The organism is Bacillus sp. FSL M8-0025, assembly GCF_037975475.1.
Classification (GTDB): domain Bacteria; phylum Bacillota; class Bacilli; order Bacillales; family Bacillaceae; genus Bacillus; species Bacillus subtilis.
This window is the reverse complement of the sequence record NZ_CP150258.1, coordinates 3,893,303-3,913,187: the sequence shown is the minus strand read 5'-3', so window position 1 is coordinate 3,913,187 and position 19,885 is coordinate 3,893,303. Positions and strand designations below refer to the sequence as shown.

The 19,885-nt window shown below is 48.0% G+C and carries 18 protein-coding genes and 1 pseudogene; 13 read left to right on the top strand and 6 right to left on the bottom strand.

The window, feature by feature from the left end:
* Positions 1–5 precede the first annotated feature (5 nt).
* From snaB to MKX38_RS20145, 12 genes are all read left to right on the top strand, one after another.
* Positions 6–503: a sulfur-containing aminoacid acetyltransferase SnaB gene (snaB, locus tag MKX38_RS20200; RefSeq protein WP_339188172.1), complete on the top strand. Its 498-nt coding sequence runs from the start codon at positions 6–8 to the stop codon at positions 501–503.
* 24 nt (positions 504–527) lie between these two features.
* Positions 528–1,322, top strand: a complete 795-nt coding sequence (locus MKX38_RS20195; RefSeq protein WP_003227109.1) for an amino acid ABC transporter substrate-binding protein — start codon at positions 528–530, stop codon at positions 1,320–1,322.
* 22 nt (positions 1,323–1,344) lie between these two features.
* On the top strand, positions 1,345–2,019 hold the full coding sequence (locus MKX38_RS20190; RefSeq protein ID WP_003227111.1) for an amino acid ABC transporter permease: 675 nt from the start codon (positions 1,345–1,347) through the stop codon (positions 2,017–2,019).
* Positions 2,020–2,031: 12 nt separating this feature from the next.
* A complete protein-coding gene (locus tag MKX38_RS20185) occupies positions 2,032–2,781 on the top strand; it encodes an amino acid ABC transporter ATP-binding protein (protein WP_003243284.1) in 750 nt (249 codons plus the stop codon).
* Between the two features lie 16 nt (positions 2,782–2,797).
* Positions 2,798–3,940, top strand: a complete 1,143-nt coding sequence (gene sndB, locus MKX38_RS20180) for an N-acetyl-sulfur-metabolite deacetylase SndB (protein WP_032722759.1) — start codon at positions 2,798–2,800, stop codon at positions 3,938–3,940.
* Positions 3,937–5,274 carry an MmgE/PrpD family protein gene (locus MKX38_RS20175; RefSeq protein ID WP_339188168.1) on the top strand — a complete coding sequence of 446 codons (1,338 nt, stop codon included), beginning with the start codon at positions 3,937–3,939 and terminating at the stop codon, positions 5,272–5,274. Before sndB ends, MKX38_RS20175 begins: the two co-directional genes overlap by 4 nt.
* A 69-nt stretch (positions 5,275–5,343) precedes the next feature.
* Positions 5,344–6,456 (top strand): ethanolamine utilization protein EutH, encoded by a 1,113-nt coding sequence (eutH, locus tag MKX38_RS20170; protein ID WP_029318596.1) that lies wholly within the window; start codon positions 5,344–5,346, stop codon positions 6,454–6,456.
* A 72-nt stretch (positions 6,457–6,528) separates the two neighbouring features.
* Positions 6,529–7,356 carry a DUF1206 domain-containing protein gene (locus MKX38_RS20165; protein ID WP_015385093.1) on the top strand — a complete coding sequence of 276 codons (828 nt, stop codon included), beginning with the start codon at positions 6,529–6,531 and terminating at the stop codon, positions 7,354–7,356.
* Positions 7,357–7,489: 133 nt separating this feature from the next.
* Positions 7,490–8,431 carry a DNA-binding transcriptional repressor DeoR gene (gene deoR, locus MKX38_RS20160; RefSeq protein ID WP_014478458.1) on the top strand — a complete coding sequence of 314 codons (942 nt, stop codon included), beginning with the start codon at positions 7,490–7,492 and terminating at the stop codon, positions 8,429–8,431.
* A gap of 105 nt (positions 8,432–8,536) precedes the next feature.
* Positions 8,537–9,208 (top strand): deoxyribose-phosphate aldolase, encoded by a 672-nt coding sequence (gene deoC / locus MKX38_RS20155; RefSeq protein ID WP_003227127.1) that lies wholly within the window; start codon positions 8,537–8,539, stop codon positions 9,206–9,208.
* Positions 9,209–9,288: 80 nt separating this feature from the next.
* Entirely contained in the window at positions 9,289–10,470 is a 1,182-nt protein-coding gene (gene nupC, locus MKX38_RS20150; protein WP_003244143.1) for a nucleoside permease NupC, read from the top strand.
* Positions 10,471–10,499: 29 nt separating this feature from the next.
* Positions 10,500–11,801 (top strand): pyrimidine-nucleoside phosphorylase, encoded by a 1,302-nt coding sequence (locus tag MKX38_RS20145; protein ID WP_032722754.1) that lies wholly within the window; start codon positions 10,500–10,502, stop codon positions 11,799–11,801.
* Positions 11,802–11,843: 42 nt separating this feature from the next.
* On the opposite strand, the gene MKX38_RS20140 is transcribed toward MKX38_RS20145, so the two are convergent.
* The 6 genes from MKX38_RS20140 to hutP all read right to left on the bottom strand — a co-directional run bounded on the left by MKX38_RS20140 (position 11,844) and on the right by hutP (position 19,317).
* The gene (locus MKX38_RS20140) at positions 11,844–13,271 is read right to left on the bottom strand and encodes an amino acid permease (RefSeq protein WP_032722753.1); all 1,428 of its coding nucleotides are present in this window, start codon (positions 13,269–13,271) and stop codon (positions 11,844–11,846) included.
* Between the two features lie 75 nt (positions 13,272–13,346).
* Positions 13,347–14,306 carry a formimidoylglutamase gene (gene hutG / locus MKX38_RS20135; RefSeq protein WP_003227136.1) on the bottom strand — a complete coding sequence of 320 codons (960 nt, stop codon included), beginning with the start codon at positions 14,304–14,306 and terminating at the stop codon, positions 13,347–13,349.
* Entirely contained in the window at positions 14,299–15,564 is a 1,266-nt protein-coding gene (gene hutI, locus MKX38_RS20130) for an imidazolonepropionase (protein WP_167408571.1), read from the bottom strand. The genes hutG and hutI overlap by 8 nt, the downstream gene beginning before the upstream one ends.
* 12 nt (positions 15,565–15,576) lie before the next feature.
* Complete coding sequence (gene hutU / locus MKX38_RS20125) at positions 15,577–17,235, bottom strand: urocanate hydratase (protein WP_003243634.1); 1,659 nt, start codon at positions 17,233–17,235, stop codon at positions 15,577–15,579.
* The gene (gene hutH / locus MKX38_RS20120) at positions 17,232–18,758 is read right to left on the bottom strand and encodes a histidine ammonia-lyase (protein WP_003243255.1); all 1,527 of its coding nucleotides are present in this window, start codon (positions 18,756–18,758) and stop codon (positions 17,232–17,234) included. The genes hutU and hutH overlap by 4 nt, the downstream gene beginning before the upstream one ends.
* A gap of 112 nt (positions 18,759–18,870) precedes the next feature.
* A complete protein-coding gene (gene hutP, locus MKX38_RS20115; RefSeq protein ID WP_003243875.1) occupies positions 18,871–19,317 on the bottom strand; it encodes a hut operon transcriptional regulator HutP in 447 nt (148 codons plus the stop codon).
* Positions 19,318–19,634: 317 nt separating this feature from the next.
* Here hutP and MKX38_RS20110 point away from each other — a divergent pair.
* Positions 19,635–19,795: pseudogene (locus MKX38_RS20110) on the top strand (hypothetical protein).
* Positions 19,796–19,885 lie beyond the last annotated feature (90 nt).

Below are 19,885 nucleotides of genomic sequence, written 5' to 3'. Positions count from 1 at the left end.
GCTAGATGAAGCCACAATACCGCCTTGCAGTTGAACGTGATGCCGAACAGCTTCTCGCGCTGACATTGCGGGCTTATGAACCGATTCGAAAGCTCGGCATTCGTTTTGCTGCCGCTCATGCGGATTTGGATTTGGTGCTGAAAAATATTCGGAAAAACGCTTGCTACGTCATGGAAGAAGACGGGCGGATCATCGCGACCATCACCTTGAGAATGCCTTGGGGAAAACAGCCGGGACCGTATGGCGTTCCGCATATCTGGTGGTTCGCTGTGGACCCCGGCATCGGTAAAAAAGGGATCGGAACAAAGCTGCTTCAATGGCTGGAGGAAACAATCCTTCGCGATACGTTAAAGGTTCCGTTTGTCTCACTCGGAACAGCGGATAAGCATCCGTGGCTGATTGAGATGTACGAACGAAAAGGATATGTCCGCTCAGGTGAACAAGACCTTGGAAAAGGGCATATCACAGTCTATATGAAAAAACAATTGCGACATGATCTATAAAAATAGAAAAGGCGGGAAAATCAAATGAAGATGAAAAAATGGACAGTGCTGGTCGTTGCTGCATTATTAGCGGTGCTCTCAGCTTGCGGCAATGGAAACAGCAGCAGTAAAGAGGATGACAATGTGCTTCATGTCGGTGCGACAGGACAAAGTTACCCATTTGCTTATAAAGAAAACGGAAAGCTGACAGGTTTTGACGTGGAAGTGATGGAAGCAGTCGCTAAGAAAATTGACATGAAACTGGACTGGAAGCTGCTTGAATTCAGCGGGCTGATGGGAGAGCTTCAAACAGGCAAGCTTGACACCATTTCTAACCAGGTAGCTGTGACAGACGAACGTAAGGAAACGTATAACTTTACGAAACCATATGCTTATGCGGGAACACAGATTGTCGTCAAAAAAGACAATACAGACATCAAATCAGTAGACGATTTAAAAGGCAAGACAGTCGCAGCCGTTCTCGGTTCAAACCACGCGAAAAACCTTGAAAGCAAAGATCCTGATAAAAAAATCAATATCAAAACGTACGAAACACAAGAGGGTACGCTGAAGGATGTTGCGTACGGCCGTGTAGACGCTTATGTCAACAGCCGAACTGTATTGATCGCGCAAATCAAGAAGACCGGTTTGCCATTAAAGCTTGCAGGAGATCCGATTGTTTACGAACAGGTTGCATTCCCATTTGCCAAGGACGATGCGCACGACAAGCTCCGCAAAAAAGTCAATAAGGCGCTAGATGAATTGCGTAAAGACGGAACACTGAAAAAACTCTCTGAAAAATACTTTAATGAAGATATCACAGTAGAACAGAAGCATTAAGAAACGGCGGTGACTCACCAGAATGAACACGATTGATTGGGAATTCATGATATCAGCGTTCCCGACTTTAATTCAGGCCCTTCCGATCACGTTGTTTATGGCTATAGCGGCTATGATTTTTGCCATTATCGGAGGACTTATTCTCGCACTCATCACAAAGAACAAAATTCCAGTGCTTCATCAGCTGTCAAAGCTGTATATATCCTTTTTCCGAGGCGTGCCGACACTGGTGCAGCTGTTCTTAATCTATTACGGGCTGCCGCAGCTGTTTCCAGAGATGAGCAAAATGACAGCTCTCACAGCTGCCATCATCGGGTTAAGCTTAAAAAATGCAGCATATTTGGCAGAAATCTTCCGGGCTGCCCTCAATTCTGTTGATGACGGGCAACTGGAGGCGTGCCTGTCTGTCGGTATGACAAAATTTCAGGCATACAGACGGATTATTTTGCCGCAAGCGATCCGAAATGCGATTCCGGCAACGGGCAATACATTTATCGGGCTCCTGAAAGAAACGTCACTGGCCTTTACATTAGGGGTCATGGAGATGTTCGCCCAAGGGAAGATGTACGCTTCAGGAAACCTCAAATATTTTGAGACGTACTTGGCGGTTGCGATCGTCTATTGGGTTCTTACCATGATCTACAGCATGTTGCAGGACTTGTTTGAACGCGCCATGAGCAAGCCATACCGGACTTAGAGGTGAAATCAGTTGATAACAGTAAAAAATATTCGCAAAGCGTTTAAAGATCTCGTCGTGCTCGACGGAATCGATCTAGAAGTGAAACGCGGAGAAGTGGTGGCAATCATCGGTCCGTCCGGTTCCGGAAAATCAACGCTTCTCCGGTGCTTAAATCTATTAGAGCGTCCGGATCAAGGACTTATTGAAATCGGAGAAGCCAAACTGAACGCGGAAAAGTTTACACGCAAGGAAGCACATCGGCTTCGCCAGCAAACGGCCATGGTCTTTCAAAACTACAATCTGTTTAAAAATAAAACGGCTCTGCAAAACATTACAGAAGCTTTAATCGTGGCTCAACATAAACCACGCGACGAAGCGAAACGTATTGGAATGGAGATTCTGAAACAAGTCGGTCTGGAGCATAAGGCTGATAGCTATCCGATCACAATGTCCGGCGGCCAGCAGCAGCGAATCGGCATCGCGCGGGCGCTTGCGGTCAATCCGCATGCGATTTTGCTGGATGAACCAACGTCAGCGCTTGACCCTGAGCTCGTCACAGGGGTGCTTCAGGTCATCAAATCCATTGCGGAAAAGCAAACAACGATGATCATTGTTACACACGAAATGGCGTTTGCAAAAGAGGTCGCTGATCAAGTGATTTTTATGGCAGACGGCCATATTATCGAGCAGGGAACGCCAGAGGAATTGTTTGACCATCCGAAAAACGAACGGACGAAACGATTTATCAAGCAGGTGGGAGAGCCTGCAGAGCTTATATAAGAAGGAGAGAAGAACAATGGCCGACAAAACGTTTCATACCCGTTTAATCAATATGCGGCGTGATCTTCATGAACATCCTGAACTGTCATTTCAAGAGATTGAAACGACGAAAAAAATCCGCCGCTGGCTTGAGGAGGAGCAAATCGAAATACTTGATGTTCCTCAATTGGAGACTGGCGTGATTGCAGAAATCAAAGGACGGGAAGACGGCCCCGTGATAGCAATACGAGCGGATATTGACGCGCTCCCGATCCAAGAACAGACGAATCTCCCATTTGCATCTAAGGTTGATGGCACAATGCATGCATGTGGACACGATTTTCATACTGCTTCTATTATTGGCACAGCGATGTTGCTGAATCAAAGAAGGGCCGAGCTGAAAGGTACAGTCCGCTTTATCTTTCAGCCGGCCGAAGAAATTGCCGCAGGAGCAAGAAAGGTTCTAGAAGCTGGCGTACTTAATGACGTTACTGCGATTTTCGGCATGCACAATAAGCCGGATCTGCCTGTCGGAACCATTGGTGTAAAGGAAGGTCCGCTTATGGCAAGTGTTGACCGGTTTGAGATCGTCATCAAAGGGAAAGGCGGACACGCCGGCATCCCGAATAACAGTATTGATCCAATCGCTGCAGCCGGACAAATCATCAGCGGGCTGCAATCTGTGGTCAGCCGCAATATCAGCTCACTGCAAAACGCAGTCGTCAGTATCACAAGAGTACAGGCGGGCACCTCGTGGAACGTAATTCCAGACCAAGCTGAAATGGAGGGGACGGTTCGAACCTTTCAAAAAGAAGCGCGGCAGGCTGTTCCGGAGCATATGAGACGAGTGGCTGAAGGAATTGCAGCGGGCTATGGGGCACAAGCAGAATTCAAGTGGTTTCCTTATTTGCCTTCCGTTCAGAATGACGGCACATTTTTGAATGCGGCATCCGAAGCTGCGGCACGGCTTGGCTATCAAACCGTTCACGCTGAGCAGTCTCCGGGCGGAGAAGACTTCGCTCTGTATCAAGAGAAGATTCCGGGATTTTTTGTCTGGATGGGAACGAACGGGACGGAGGAGTGGCATCATCCGGCCTTTACACTGGATGAAGAAGCCCTTACGGTTGCCTCTCAGTACTTTGCGGAGCTGGCGGTTATTGTATTGGAGACCATCAAATGAGCAAACAAGGGCTGACAGCAGGTCTTGCAAAGGCTGTGAGAACGTCACAACCTGAGTATTCAGTTGACGCGATTCGCGAAGCAAAAAAAGGATTACTTGATTTTACTGCCGCTTCATTCGCAGGAAGAGAAGATAAAGGAATTCAAAAGCTTCTCCGTCTGATAGAGGATGAAGGAGGCCGGCCCCTTGTTCCTATTATCGGACAGGGCAAAAAGGCTGCGCCATTACAATCCGCGATGCTGAATGGATTTATCGCCCATGCATTGGATTTTGATGATGTCCACTCCGATGTAAGAGGACACCCCAGTGCAGTCATCGTACCGGTCCTTATTGCATCTGCCGCTCGCGGACATGACGAGCGGCTTCTTGGCGCTTATATTGTTGGTGTTGAAGTGATGGCACGGCTGGGAGAATCAATTGGCAGCCGCCACTATGAAAAGGGCTGGCATAATACAGGAACGCTTGGTGCCATCGCTGCTGCCTGCGCCGTAGGTTATGCTGAGGAGCTGACTCAGGAAGAGCTGGAAAAAGCAATTGGTTTTGCGGCTACGCAATCTGCTGGGATGAGGGTGCAATTTGGAACAGAAATGAAACCGCTGCACGCCGGTTTGGCGGCTCAGGCTGGCTTGCTGGCCGTTAAGCTGGCCCAATCAGAATTTGGCGGGTCCCGCACGGCATTTGATGGAGAAACTGGTTTCTTCAGTCTGTACGGTGACGTTGAAAAAGCACAACACACTTTGCTAAACGATTGGGGGGCACCGTGGAGAATTGTGCAGCCGGGTCTATGGTTTAAAATCTATCCATTTTGTTCCGCGGCACACCATGCTGCAGATGCGGTACGACAGCTTATCTCCGAAGAAACCATTTCTGCTGCCAATACCGAACGTATTGAAGTGATATTTCCGCCAGGCGGAGATGCTGCATTGACGGAAAGATCTCCAAAAACTGGAGAGGAAGGCCGTTTCAGCGTTGAATATGTGATTGCTCTTGCTTTGCATGGACACGGCCTGACCGTTGAACATTTCAGCAGCCAGCCGATCCCAAGCGGGGTTCAAACGACAATGGGGCGAATTCAGCGCGTATATGACAATGCTATTCAGCCGGCTCCTCATGCCGTTCCAAAAGGCCGTTTCACGATTGTCCGGGCCTATTTATCAGACGGCCGGATTTGCGAAGCGCGTGTGGACTGCCCAAAAGGGGCGCCAGGAAATGAGCTATCTGAAGAAGACATAAAAGAAAAATTGACATTAACGGTCCCGCAAGAAAAAGCGCGGAGAATCATAACAGCCGTTGAAAAAGCCGATATAACAGAATTTTTAGCTCATATTGAATAAGATCAACTCTATTCGGTGATTTCAGATGATATGATAAAACCAATCATACGTTTGAAAAAGGAGAAAACCATGACGGTGAATGACGCGGTTGTATTCATTTTGGCTGCCTTTTTACTATGGGGAGCGGCGGATTATTGTTTGGGAAACAGATGGGGGCTAGGCGAGCGGTTTGCGGACGGCTTTAAGGCTATGGGGCCGCTGGCGCTGTCCATGATCGGAATTGTGTCGCTGGCGCCCGTGCTGGCAGCAATCCTGATTCCCATTGTTGCTCCGTTTTACACAGCGATTGGCGCGGACCCTTCTTCCTTTGCGAACACCATTTTGGCGATTGATATGGGAGGATATGCGCTGGCTGGAGAAATGGCGAAAGATCCGCAGGCCGGGCTGTTTTCATGGGTGTTTTTAGGAACAATGATGGGACCGGCAATCGTCTTCACGATTCCCGTCGCTCTTGGCATCATCGAAAAAGAGGATCATCCGTATTTTGCGAAAGGCATATTAATCGGGCTGTGCACAGTGCCGATCGGTTGCTTAATCGGCGGATTATGCGCAGGCTTTGACATCGGCATGATAGGTAAAAATCTTCTGATCCCGAGTCTGTTATCTGCTGTGATCGCTTTTGGGTTATGGCGATACACCGACAGAATGATTCAGTTGTTTCATCTCTTCGGGAAAGCGGTCAGTGTGGTTGCGATTATCGGGCTTGCAGCTGTTTCAGTTGAAACGATGACCGGCATTGTACTGATTCCGGGAATGGAGAATGTCGAGACAGGGATACAAACGACAGGGACCATCGCCATTGCCCTGGCAGGGGCGTTTCCAATGACGGCTTTTATTACAAAAACCTTTAAAAAACCGCTTCAGGCCCTGGGGAAACACCTTCATTTAGATGAGACAGCAACAGCAGGATTAGTGACCTCTTTGGCGCATCATATCCCGATGCTGGCTTCATTAAAGAATATGACGCCGAGAGGAAAGGTCATCAATGTCGCGTTTGCGGTCAGCGGCGCCTTTGTACTCGGCAGCCATCTCGGTTTTGTAGCTGGAATGAAAAAAGAAATGGCGGCGGCCATGATCATTGGGAAATTAGCAGGCGGAGTCACAGCTGCCGCAGCGGCTGCTTGGATGACACCTGCACAATCAGCTAAACAGCAAAAACGTATCTCAGCCAGCCATAGCTGAGGCAGAAGCTGTTTCAACTTTGTCCAATCGGGAATGTTACAGTAAAGATTTCTGTGAAAGAGGGTTGGACACATGGCGGTGAAAGACCGGTACATGTCAAAAATAAAACAGGAAACCAAGCCTTGGATCAAACGATTCGGGAGGCTTGGTTATTTTGCATTCGGCGGCGTTTTTATTCTGCTTGGGGTTTTGGCCTTTATGACGGCTGCCGGGGCAGGCCGCGCGAAAGATTCGAGCGGAGCGCTCCAAACGCTATCACGCATGCCGTATGGGTCACTATTGCTTTTTTTAATAGGCATCGGCCTTATCGGCTATGTGATCTGGATGGTGTTAAGCGCGATCAAGGACACGGAGGGACACGGAAACAGCAGGCGAGGCCTGTCACGTAGAATAGGAAACTTTTTCAGTGCCGCCGTTTACACATCCATCGCTTGGAATGCCTTGCGATTTGTGTTTGGCCAAGGGGACGGCGGCACTTCAGAACAGACGTGGTCCGCTTATGTATTGGCGCAGCCGTTCGGCCAATGGCTCACAGGGCTTACGGGTGCGGGTTTTATCGTATTTGCGATTGTTCAATTTATGAAAGGCGTTCGGGCTGCTTTTATGAAAGAATTTGATACGTCAAAAATGAACAAACAAATGATATGCATCACGAAAAACACCGGACGCGCAGGCAATATCGCCCGGGCCATTATTTTCTCTGCTATCGGCTATTTTCTCATCAAGACAGCCATGACCGCTGATCCCGACGACACAAGAGGCTTTGACGGCGCGCTCGCCGAACTCGCGCAGCAGCCGCATGGCAAATTGATTCTGTCTATATTGGCATTAGGCCTGATCCTATATGGAATGTACGCCATTATGAAAGGCATTTATCAGCATATGACCTGGGAGAAGTAAGCTCTGGGCAGGTCCGCGCCCAGAGCGTTTTTCAGTTTCTTAGAAATCAGGTGGATGAAAGTTGGCGCCAGCCTGTATAATAAAAGCAAATCAAAAGCAGTTTTATCAGGACTGATCCACAGGGAGGTGCAGAATGGATCGGGAAAAACAACAATTAAGCATAGAAGCGGCAAGGCTTTACTATCAGTCTGACTACAGTCAGCAGCAAATTGCTGAGCAGCTCAACATTTCAAGGCCAACCGTTTCCCGGCTGCTGCAATATGCAAAGGAAAAAGGGTATGTCCAGATTCGCGTCATGGACCCTTTTGAGGATTTGGATGCGCTCGGTTCCATACTTGAAGAGAAATACGGGCTCCTTGAGGCGCATGTTGTGTTTTCCCCGACACCCGATTATGCAGGAATTACACATGACCTAAGCCGCTATGGTGCAGAATATATGCATGAAACGGTAAAAGACGGCGACATTGTCGGCGTCAGCTGGGGAACCACCATGTATCAAATCGCACAAAACATGCAGCCGAAGCAAGTAAAAGGCGTCGAGGTCGTCCAACTGAAAGGCGGCATCAGCCATTCCCGGGTAAACACGTATTCGGCTGAAACGATTCAGCTGTTTGCAGAGGCTTTTCAAACGATGCCGCGCTATCTCCCGCTTCCCGTCGTGTTTGATAATGCGGATGTGAAGCGAATGGTGGAGAAAGACCGTCATATTGAACGGATCATCGAGATGGGCAAGCAGGCCAATATCGCTCTCTTCACGGTGGGGACTGTCCGTGACGAAGCGCTGTTGTTCCGGCTCGGATATTTTAACGAAGAAGAGAAAGCCCTGCTGAAAAAACAAGCCGTGGGGGATATTTGTTCACGCTTTTTTGATGCGAAAGGGAATATTTGCAGCAGCGCCATCAATGACCGGACCATCGGTGTTGAGCTTGAAGACCTCAGGCTGAAGGAACGCTCCATTTTAGTTGCCGGCGGAAGCAGAAAAGTATCTTCCATTCACGGAGCATTAACCGGAAAATATGCCAACGTTTTAATCATTGACCAGCATACTGCAAGGGCGCTTGTTAATGATTTGTGACACGTTCAAACCTTTCATTGAACAAAATTTCAATTACCAATTTACATATGTTCAAAAGTCGGTTATGCTAAAAAATATCTTAACAAAAAAGGAAGTGTGCGAAGGATGTCATTAGCCAACATAATTGATCATACAGCTTTGAAACCGCATACACAAAAAGCGGACATTCTAAAACTAATTGAAGAAGCGAAAACATACAAATTTGCTTCAGTATGTGTCAATCCGACATGGGTGGAGCTTGCTGCAAAAGAGCTTAAGGGAACTGGAGTCGACGTTTGTACGGTCATCGGCTTCCCGCTTGGTGCCAATACAACTGAAACAAAAGCGTTCGAAACAAAAGACGCCATTTCAAAAGGCGCCACTGAAGTGGATATGGTCATTAATATTGCCGCTTTAAAAGACAAGGAAGACGATGTGGTGGAAGCTGATATCCGCGGTGTAGTGGAAGCTGCAGCCGGAAAAGCGCTTGTCAAAGTCATTATCGAAACGTGCCTTCTGACTGATGAAGAAAAAGAACGTGCATGCCGTTTAGCGGTGTCTGCGGGAGCGGATTTTGTAAAAACATCAACAGGCTTTTCTACAGGCGGCGCAACGAAGGAAGATATCGCCTTAATGCGCAAAACAGTAGGACCTGATATCGGCGTGAAAGCATCTGGCGGCGTCAGAACGAAAGAAGATGTAGACACAATGGTAGAGGCCGGAGCAAGCCGAATTGGCGCCAGCGCAGGCGTTTCTATCGTAAAAGGAGAAAATGCATCAGGCGGAGACAACTATTAAGAGCTGACGGAAGGCAGACTGCTTTCCGTTTTCTGAGGAAACAGTGATTGTAAGCGAATACAAATAAAGGAGAAACACATATGAAGTATTTGATTGGGATTATCGGTTTAATCGTGTTTTTAGGCCTCGCGTGGATCGCGAGCAGCGGCAAAAAAAGAATTAAGATCCGCCCAATTGTTGTTATGCTCATTTTGCAATTTATTCTTGGCTACATTCTCCTCAATACCGGGATAGGGAATTTCCTCGTAGGAGGATTTGCAAAAGGTTTCGGTTACCTGCTTGAATACGCGGCAGAGGGAATTAACTTTGTGTTTGGCGGCTTGGTGAATGCGGACCAAACGACATTCTTTATGAATGTTCTCTTGCCGATCGTGTTTATTTCCGCTCTGATCGGGATTCTGCAAAAGTGGAAAGTCCTCCCGTTTATTATTAGATATATCGGCCTTGCCCTCAGCAAGGTAAACGGTATGGGAAGATTGGAATCGTATAACGCAGTGGCTTCTGCGATTTTAGGGCAGTCAGAAGTATTTATCTCCTTGAAGAAAGAACTCGGTCTTTTAAATCAGCAGCGCTTGTACACGCTTTGCGCATCTGCGATGTCAACTGTGTCAATGTCGATTGTCGGCGCGTATATGACAATGCTGAAACCGGAATATGTTGTAACAGCGTTGGTCTTGAACTTATTTGGCGGTTTCATAATTGCTTCTATTATTAATCCGTACGAGGTTGCAAAAGAAGAGGATATGCTTCGTGTTGAGGAAGAAGAAAAACAATCCTTCTTCGAAGTGCTCGGAGAATACATCCTTGACGGTTTCAAAGTAGCGGTTGTCGTCGCTGCGATGCTGATTGGATTTGTCGCGATTATTGCCTTGATCAATGGCATTTTTAATGCAGTATTCGGTATTTCGTTCCAAGGCATTCTTGGATATGTGTTTGCTCCATTCGCTTTTCTTGTCGGTATCCCATGGAATGAAGCTGTTAATGCGGGAAGCATTATGGCAACAAAAATGGTATCGAATGAATTTGTCGCCATGACGTCGCTTACGCAAAACGGTTTCCATTTCAGCGGCCGTACAACAGCGATCGTATCGGTATTCCTTGTGTCATTTGCGAACTTCTCCTCAATCGGAATCATTGCCGGTGCCGTAAAAGGACTGAATGAAAAGCAAGGAAATGTCGTCGCTCGTTTCGGTTTGAAATTATTATACGGTGCTACGCTTGTCAGCTTTTTATCAGCAGCAATTGTGGGCTTGATTTACTGAACTTAATCGAAAAGGATCGGTGACCAAACATGAGAATGGTAGATATCATCATCAAAAAACAAAACGGAAAAGAACTCACCACTGAAGAAATTCAATTTTTCGTGAACGGCTATACAGACGGAAGCATTCCTGATTATCAGGCAAGCGCGCTTGCTATGGCGATTTTCTTCCAGGATATGAGTGACCGTGAACGCGCGGACTTGACGATGGCTATGGTGAACTCCGGTGAAACGATTGATCTTTCTGCCATTGAAGGAATTAAAGTGGATAAACACTCCACCGGCGGCGTCGGCGACACGACAACACTCGTTCTCGCTCCGCTTGTTGCGGCTCTTGACGTGCCGGTTGCCAAAATGTCCGGCCGCGGCCTCGGCCATACGGGCGGCACGATTGATAAGTTAGAGGCAATCGACGGCTTCCACGTGGAACTGACGAAGGATGAATTTATTAAACTTGTGAACCGTGACAAGGTTGCGGTCATCGGCCAAAGCGGCAATTTAACGCCGGCTGATAAAAAACTGTACGCGCTTCGTGATGTAACGGGAACGGTCAATTCTATTCCGCTCATTGCAAGCTCGATTATGAGCAAAAAAATCGCTGCCGGGGCGGACGCCATCGTGCTTGACGTAAAAACGGGAGCGGGCGCCTTCATGAAAACAGAAGAAGACGCAGCTGAACTTGCCAAAGCGATGGTACGCATCGGAAACAACGTCGGCCGTCAAACAATGGCTGTCATTTCAGACATGTCCCAGCCGCTCGGCTTTGCGATCGGAAATGCGCTTGAGGTCAAAGAAGCGATCGACACACTCAAAGGCGAGGGGCCTGAGGATCTTCATGAGCTTGTCTTAACGCTCGGCAGCCAGATGGTTGTGCTTGCGAAAAAAGCCGATACATTGGACGAAGCGAGAGCGAAGCTGGAAGAAGTCATGAAAAACGGCAAAGCACTTGAGAAATTCAAGGATTTCTTGAAAAACCAAGGCGGCGACAGCTCAATTGTTGACGATCCGTCTAAGCTTCCGCAAGCCGCATATCAAATTGATGTGCCTGCCAAAGAAGCGGGTGTCGTCTCTGAAATCGTTGCGGACGAAATCGGCGTCGCGGCGATGCTGTTAGGTGCCGGTCGCGCCACAAAAGAAGATGAGATCGATTTAGCCGTCGGCATCATGCTCCGCAAGAAGGTCGGCGACAAAGTAGAAAAAGACGAACCGCTCGTGACGCTTTACGCCAACCGCGAAAATGTTGATGAAGTCATTGCAAAAGTCTATGACAACATCCGCATTGCCGCGGAAGCGAAGGCGCCGAAGCTGATTCATACGTTGATTACTGAATAAAAATAAAGCACATCCCATCCTGAGTGGGGTGTGCTTTTTTGATTACAGGATGTGATCAGCCTGATATTCCTCTTGGCTGATTTTTTTCGCTTTTGTAACATTTCTTTTGATATGATAGATCAGATAGCAAAGGATGATACAAGGAACTCCGCAGAAAAGTGCGATTCTTTGATTGGGATCAAAAGCAAGACCGATACAAGAAGCAGAACATAATAAGAGAGCGGCTATAGGCATAAGAGGATAAAGCGGCGTGCGAAATGTCAGATCTTTTACATTCCCCCCTTTTTTCAGAAATCTCTTTCGAAACAAGAGCTGGGACAAGGCAATGCTCATCCAGACCACGACTCCTGCAAATCCAGCAATTGCTACCATCACCACATAGACAGTTCCAGGGGCCACGATACTGGAAACGAGAGATAAACAAGATACAGCCATACTGATCATTAAGGCATTTAAAGGAATGCCTTTAGATGTCACTTTCTTAAAACGGGAGCTGATCATGTTTTCATTTGCTAAAGACCACATCATACGGGTCGAAGCATATAAGCCTGAGTTGGCGACAGACAGCAAGGCTGTTAATATCACGAAATTCATAATATCAGCAGCGTAAGGGATTCCGATCTCCGCAAATACGGCTACAAACGGGCTTTCAATCACGCCTGCGTCCTTCCATGAAATCAACCCGGATAATATGAAGACAGCGCCAATGAAAAAAATCACGGTTCTCCATGCGACATTACGGATGGATCGCGGTATATCCTTTTGAGGATTTGCTGATTCTCCTGCTGTAACGCCGATTAACTCTGTACCAGAAAAGGCGAAGCTCACAGATATCATCGCGATAAAAACGGCGAGAAAGCCATTTGGAAACAGCCCGCCATGATCTGTGAAGTTTGACAACATAGGAGCATCCGCCGTTCCGTTTAAAGAGATCAGGCCAAACATGGCGGCTCCTCCTAAAATGATAAATAAAATAATGGTGACAATCTTTACGCTGGAAAACCAAAATTCAGTTTCCGCAAATAACTTAACTGAAAATGCGTTGCATATAAAAAGAAGGGCTGCAAAAATCGCACTCCACATCCATACACTGCTGTCAGGGAACCAGCGCTGCATGAGAATACCGGATGCGGTAAACTCAGAGCCTACCGTCACCACCCAATTGATCCAGTACATGATGCCGACCATAAAACCGGTAGATGGACCGATAAATGTTGTAGCATATTTTTGAAAAGAGCCGGTCACCGGCATGGCAACCGACAATTCGCCGAGACATTGCATGACGAGGTACATCATCAACCCGCCGATTACATAAGCGAGTATCGTACCGCCGGGTCCGGCTTGATGTAGCGTATAGCCCGTACTGAGGAAAAGTCCTGTGCCTATGACGCCTCCCAATGAGATCATAAATAGGTGCCTGCTTTTCATTGTGCGTTTTAGCTGTTGGCTGCTGTTCTCCTGAAGATTCACTGTCTCGCCCTCCTTTTAGCTGCCATTCCTTAGGCAGATGAGTTTCTTATACCCAAAATACAACCTGCCAGAAGATCACTTGAATGGGGAGAGTTTCATTCCTTTTAATGCGTGTAACAGAACATGAGCTGCAGCTCTGCTTGTCATATCTCGAAAATCGAGGGTAGGATCGACTTCAACAATTTCAATCCCGGCAATATTGGGCTGTTGTGCGATGTACTTGACTGCTTCAAGCAATTCGTCTGTATAGAGGCCGCCCGGGCCAATCGCTGGACAGCCGGGTGCATGGGACTGGTCTAAGACATCCATGTCAACAGATATAAAAATGAAATCTGTTCTATCTTGAACAACAGGCAAAATCTCTTTTATCGTTGGGATTAGTCCTTTTTCGCGGATCATGTCCATCGTGTGAATGTTCACGCTATGTTTTTTTGCATATGCTTCATAGGCCTGGCTGTTGCTGAATTCTCTGATACCCAGCTGGATCAAATGTTGACCTTCAATGATCTCTTCATCCAAAAGGCGGCGGAAGGGGGTGCCGTTTGTCGGCCCCCCGTCCTCCGTATTGCGAACATCGTGATGGGCATCAAATTGAATCACTGCTGTCGTTCCTTTTGTTTGTGCTATCGCTTTTATTGTGGAGTAGCTGATAGAGTTATCTCCCCCAAGTATGAGCGGCACCCAATCCGGATGGTCCGAAAGCAGAGCGTGCATGGTTTGGAAAATGTGATGATGTGACTTTACGATATCAGTGACATGAATATCGATATCCCCCAGATCATATAGAAGCTCTGATACGACGTGCTCTCCAAGCTCAGCAGAATAGGCTGATGAATGTTTCAGAGCCTGGCGTATTGTTCCGGGTGCAAAGGAAGCGCCTGAATGACTGATGGAGGATTTTGATAGGGGGACACCTATCAACGCCGGTCCCTTAATGTCTTGGCCGTCCCATGTTGCGATCAGGTCGCTCATTTTTGTGACATCCCGGTCTTTAAACGAAGATCCGGCCTCTCTGAGAAAAGGGTACTTATCCAAGAATGGCTCCCTCCCTGTTGACAACAATTGTTCCGTTTTTCATGACTTGATGTACATGATTGACCCCGTAGTGATACGGAATATACATATAGTTCGAGGCTTGCCAAATGACTAGATCAGCTGAGCGGCCGACTTTAAGCTGACCGGCTTCTTCTCCTTTCCCTATGGCGTATGCGGCATTGACTGTGACCGCATGCCATATTTCTTCTGCAGTCATTTTCAGATGAAGCGCGGCAATGGACATAATCAGCTGGATATTTTCAGTCGGCGAGCTGCCAGGATTAAAATCCGTTGCCAAGCTGACACATACCCCTTCATCAATCATAGCTCTTGCCCTGGCGTATGTGCTTTTGCCAAGATAAAATGTCGTGCCCGGCAAGAGGACGGCGATCGTTCCTGCCTCAGCCAATTTCTTTATGCCTTCGTCCGATGTACCTACCAAATGGTCGGCTGAGACGGCCTTTAGCTTACCTGCTAATTCAGCACCTCCAAGCGGATCGATTTCATCTGCGTGTATTTTTAATCCGAAGCCTGCCTCAGCTGCTTTTTGTAAATAACGGCGGGATTGGCTGACTGTAAAAACGCCTGTTTCTGTAAAAATATCAGCAAAGCTGGCGAGCTCCTGCTCTTTGATTTCCGGCAAAAGGGAAAGCATTTGATCCAGAAAATCATCTGGATCGTTTTGATATTCGGGAGGAATCGCATGGGCTCCCATAAATGTGGAAACAAGGTCAACAGGCTGGCTTTCATGCAGTTTCTTTGCGACACGCAACTGTTTGAGCTCTGTCTCTTTTTCCAAGCCGTAGCCGCTTTTCACTTCTGCTGTGGTTGTGCCGTAGGACAGCATTCTTTGCAGATGAAAATGGGCTTTTTGCAGCAGCTCTTCTTCTGAAGCCGCCCTGGTATCCTTGACTGTAGACAGAATCCCGCCGCCCTGCGCCAGAATATCCAAATATGAAATGCCCTGAAGCTTAAGGTTCATCTCCTTTTCACGAGATCCGCCAAATACAAGATGGGTGTGCGGATCAACGAGGCCAGGCGTTACAAGGCGTCCCGAACAGTCAATGATTTCGTCTGCCTCGTAACCGGCTTCAGCCCCTTTTTGTCCGGCGAACACAATTTTCTGTTCATGGATGCCGACAACAGCGTCTTCGATCACATGAAGATCCTGCATGCTTTTGCCTGCCCGCGGACCGCTGCTTTCCATCGTCAAAAGCTGACCGATGTTGATGAGAATCGTATCAATTTGCTTTGGCATGTCATCACTCCTTTATTTTTGCATCGGCACGATAATGTCCTGTTCCTTCGCTACTTCAACGGCACGTTCATAACCCGCATCCGCATGACGGATAATGCCCATTCCTGGGTCGCTCGTTAAGACCCGCGCGAGCCGCTCGTCAGCCAGCTCACTTCCATCGGCCACTGCAACCATGCCGGCATGAAGGGAATAGCCCATTCCGACGCCGCCGCCATGGTGGAAGGAAACCCAGCTTGCACCCGCCGCCGTGTTGACAAGCGCATTTAGCACAGCCCAATCACCGACAGCGTCACTTCCATCCTTCATCGCTTCTGTTTCCCGGTTTGGAGAGGCGACAGACCCGCAGTCCAAATGATCTCTCCCAATAACGACAGGCGCTTTTAGCTCCCCGGTTCTAACCAGCTCGTTAATGGCGAGGCCCATCTTTTTTCGTTCTCCATATCCAAGCCAGCAGATACGGGACGGCAAGCCTTGGAAGGTGACTTTTTCCTGTGCCATATCAATCCAGCGGTGAAGGGCTTTATTTGTCGGGAACAGCTCTTTTAATAACGCATCCGTACGGTAAATATCTGCCGGATCTCCGGAAAGCGCCGCCCAGCGGAACGGCCCTTTTCCTTCACAGAATAAGGGGCGGATGTAGGCAGGGACAAACCCCGGAAAATCGAAGGCATTCTCCAGCCCTTCATCCTTTGCGACTTGCCGGATATTGTTGCCGTAGTCAAATACAATAGAGCCCTTTTGCTGAAAGGCCAGCATGGCTTCGACATGTTTTTTCATGCTTTGCTTCGCAAGGCGCACGTAAAGCTCTGGAGTGTCTTGACGCAAACGGTCAGCTTCATCAAGGGAATAGCCCTCGGGAACATAACCGATTAAAGGGTCATGGGCAGATGTCTGATCTGTCACAATATCAATTTTGACGCCTCGGTTCAAAAGTGTGTGATGCACCTCAGCTGCGTTTCCGAGAAGTGCAATGGACAAAGGTTTTCCTGCCAGCTTTGCCTCTTCAGCCCAAGCTAAGGCTTCCTCAATCGATGCTGTTTTTCGATCGCAGTATTTTGTTTCGATCCGCTTGTCGATGCGTTTCTCGTCAACCTCGACGGCAATCACGACGCCTTCATTCATCGTGACTGACAGCGGCTGGGCGCCTCCCATTCCGCCGAGACCCGCTGTCAGCGTCAACGTTCCTTTTAAGCTGCCCCCGAAGTGCTGTCGCGCCAGCTCAGCGAAGGTTTCATAGGTTCCTTGCAATATGCCTTGTGAGCCAATGTAAATCCAGCTGCCAGCCGTCATCTGTCCGTACATCATTAACCCTTTTTTCTCAAGTTCGTGGAAATGCTCCCAGTCTGCCCACTTCGGAACAAGAACAGAATTTGCTAGGAGCACGCGAGGGGCCTGCGGGTGTGTACGGAACATGCCAACGGGCTTTCCGGATTGCACGAGCAATGTTTCATCATTTTTTAATGTTTTCAAGGAATGCTCAATGGCGTGAAAAGCGTCCCAATCCCGTGCGGCTTTGCCAATCCCGCCATATACGATGAGGTCCTCCGGCTTCTCGGCGACTTCTGGATCAAGGTTGTTTCGAAGCATCCGAAGCACTGCCTCTTGCTCCCATCCTAAGCATTCAAGCTCTGTTCCTCTGTTGGCACGGATTGATTTTTTTACATCAGTCATATGTTCATCCCCCTTAGTTCTTTATTCTGATGATCAGGTATTAAAGATTCTTTCTTCAGCCAGTCAGTCAAGCGTTCAATGTCATAGGAAAAAACACGATCCTGCTGAATGGACGGCACGACTTTTCTCATTTCTTGAAAAAGCTGTTTCGTATAGGACGCTGCATGTTCTATGCCTCTGTATTCAACAGCCTGCAATGCGCAAATGGCTTCGATCGCAATGACTCTCCTTGTATTTGCGATCACCTGATAAGCATGCCGAGCGGCGATGGTTCCCATGCTGACATGGTCCTCTTGGTTGGCGGATGACGGAATGGAATCCACACTTGCAGGATGGGCCAGTGTTTTATTTTCAGAAACGAGTGAGGCCGCGGCGTACTGCATGATCATTGCACCGGATTGCAGACCGGGATGAGGGCTCAGGAACGGCGGCAGGTCATTCAGCTGCGGATTCACAAGTCGTTCGATCCTACGCTCTGCGATATTCGCAAGCTCTGATATTGCGATTTTCAGAAAATCCATGGCAAAGGCGATTGGCTGTCCGTGAAAGTTTCCGCCGGAAATCACTTTGTCACCGTCATTGAAAATGAGTGGATTGTCTGTAGCTGCGTTCATTTCAATCTCTAATTTTTCTTTGACATATCCTAGTGTCTGCCAAGTCGCACCGTGTACTTGCGGAATACAGCGCAATGAATAGGCATCCTGTACCCGCAGTTCTCCCTGGGAGGTTGTCAGGCCGCTGTCAGATAGATAAAAGCGAATTCGTTCTGCGACATCGATCTGCTCCTGATAGCCGCGGGCTAAGTGAATATCCTCGTCAAATGCATCGATAATTCCCTGCAACCCCTCAATCGTTAAGCTGGCAATTCGTTCTGTTTGATAGGCTAGTTTCTCAGCTTCGATGTAGGCGACCACCCCCATTGCAGTCATGGCCTGAGTCCCGTTAATCAAGGCAAGCCCTTCCTTGGATGTCAGCGTTACCGGTTGAATACCTGCTTTTTTCAAGCCTGTCATTGCCGGCATTCTTTCCCCCTCAAAAAAGACTTCTCCTTGTCCGATCAGCGCAAGCGCCAAGTGGGAAAGCGGCGCCAGATCTCCGCTTGCGCCAAGTGATCCTTGCTGAGGGATGACAGGATGGACGCGTTTATTTAAAAAAGCAAGCAACTGCTCGATCAGCTCAGCGCGTACACCGGAAAAGCCTTTTAACAGCGCATTGGCGCGCAAAAGCAGCATTGCCCTGGAAACACACTCAGGAAAAGGGTCGCCGACTCCGCAGGCATGAGAAAGGATTAAATTCAGCTGCAGCGCCGCCGAGTCTTCTTTCTGAATCAGGACATCGCTGAATTTGCCAAATCCGGTGTTGATGCCGTAGATTGTCTTTTCGTCGCGTACAATCCGTTCCACTGCTGCTCTGCTTTTTTTCACGCGCTCCATACTTTCCTCAGAAGCCGCTGCCTCCTCAAAATCAAACAGCACACGAGCGACGTCGGCTGTTGTCAATGAAGAACCGTCTAAAGTCACCATAAGCCCAACTCCTTTTTCTTTACTTTGGTAAAGCGCCCATACAAAAAGGAGCTATGCTGTGAACTTCTGTTTTCACGCATAGCCCCCTATCGTCTAAGATCTATGGGCTGTTTCATATGTGATTAATTCCAACGCCGAATGTTTCATGCTCAAGACCTTTAATCGGCGCCCCGATTGTTCCGTAAAGCGAGACAGCGATCCAATCGCCTTCCGCTTCACTTTCATAAGGATTTCCCCTCAAAACGGCAAACCTCAATCCCACCGTCCGAAGCAGCGATCCCAGCAGCATTTCACCTCTGGTCACGCCATGCAAAGCCTCCATCGTCGCATGATAAAGCGCATGTGACTCCCGATAACCCTCAGATTGAATGACACCACTCTTTTTGGAAGCGGTTTCAATTGCGGCTACTACTTTATGCGCGTCCATTGATCCTACCTTGCCAAGACAGACCTTCCATCCGTCTCGCTCCAGCTCCTCAACCTGCGTACTCTCTTCAGCCTCATTCAGCAGCAGGAGAACAGACAGCCGTCCGATCCGACGCTCTTTATGCAGTGTCATATGAATCACTCAATTCCTAAAAATTCTGATAACTATTAACTGAGTATTATATTAATTGGTTCAGCAGCAGAAGTCAAAAGGTTTTTTACAGTCTTTAACAAGTTAGATTGGTATTGTAATAGCGCGACGCAGAAAGCAGGATGGGTTTTTTCAGCGATTGCACACGATATCCAGACAGGAGGCAAGCGGCCGCTGTCTAACTCTCAATATGCGTTTACTAAGTCGCATTTTTCGCAAGGCATTTTATAAAGAGCCAGCCGAATGACTCCGGTGTTGACGGGCAATCAGGCATCATCTTAAAAAACGCCGACAACGAAATGGCTGTATCACAGTCGATGCAAAACCTGACAAAGCAGTTATTACATGTACGCGAATGAAAAACAGAAGTGATGCAAGAAGGAGAAACAGCAAAAGAGTTGAACTATGAAGGAGAGGATATGCAAGCAGCAGTTCCGCGCAAAACAGCCAGACAATGTAAGAGAACAGTGAGAAATCACCTATCTGTTTGAATATGAAAACATTCGGCTGTTTTAATAGGCCGGGGTTTCTTCATAGGGGAATGTAAGCG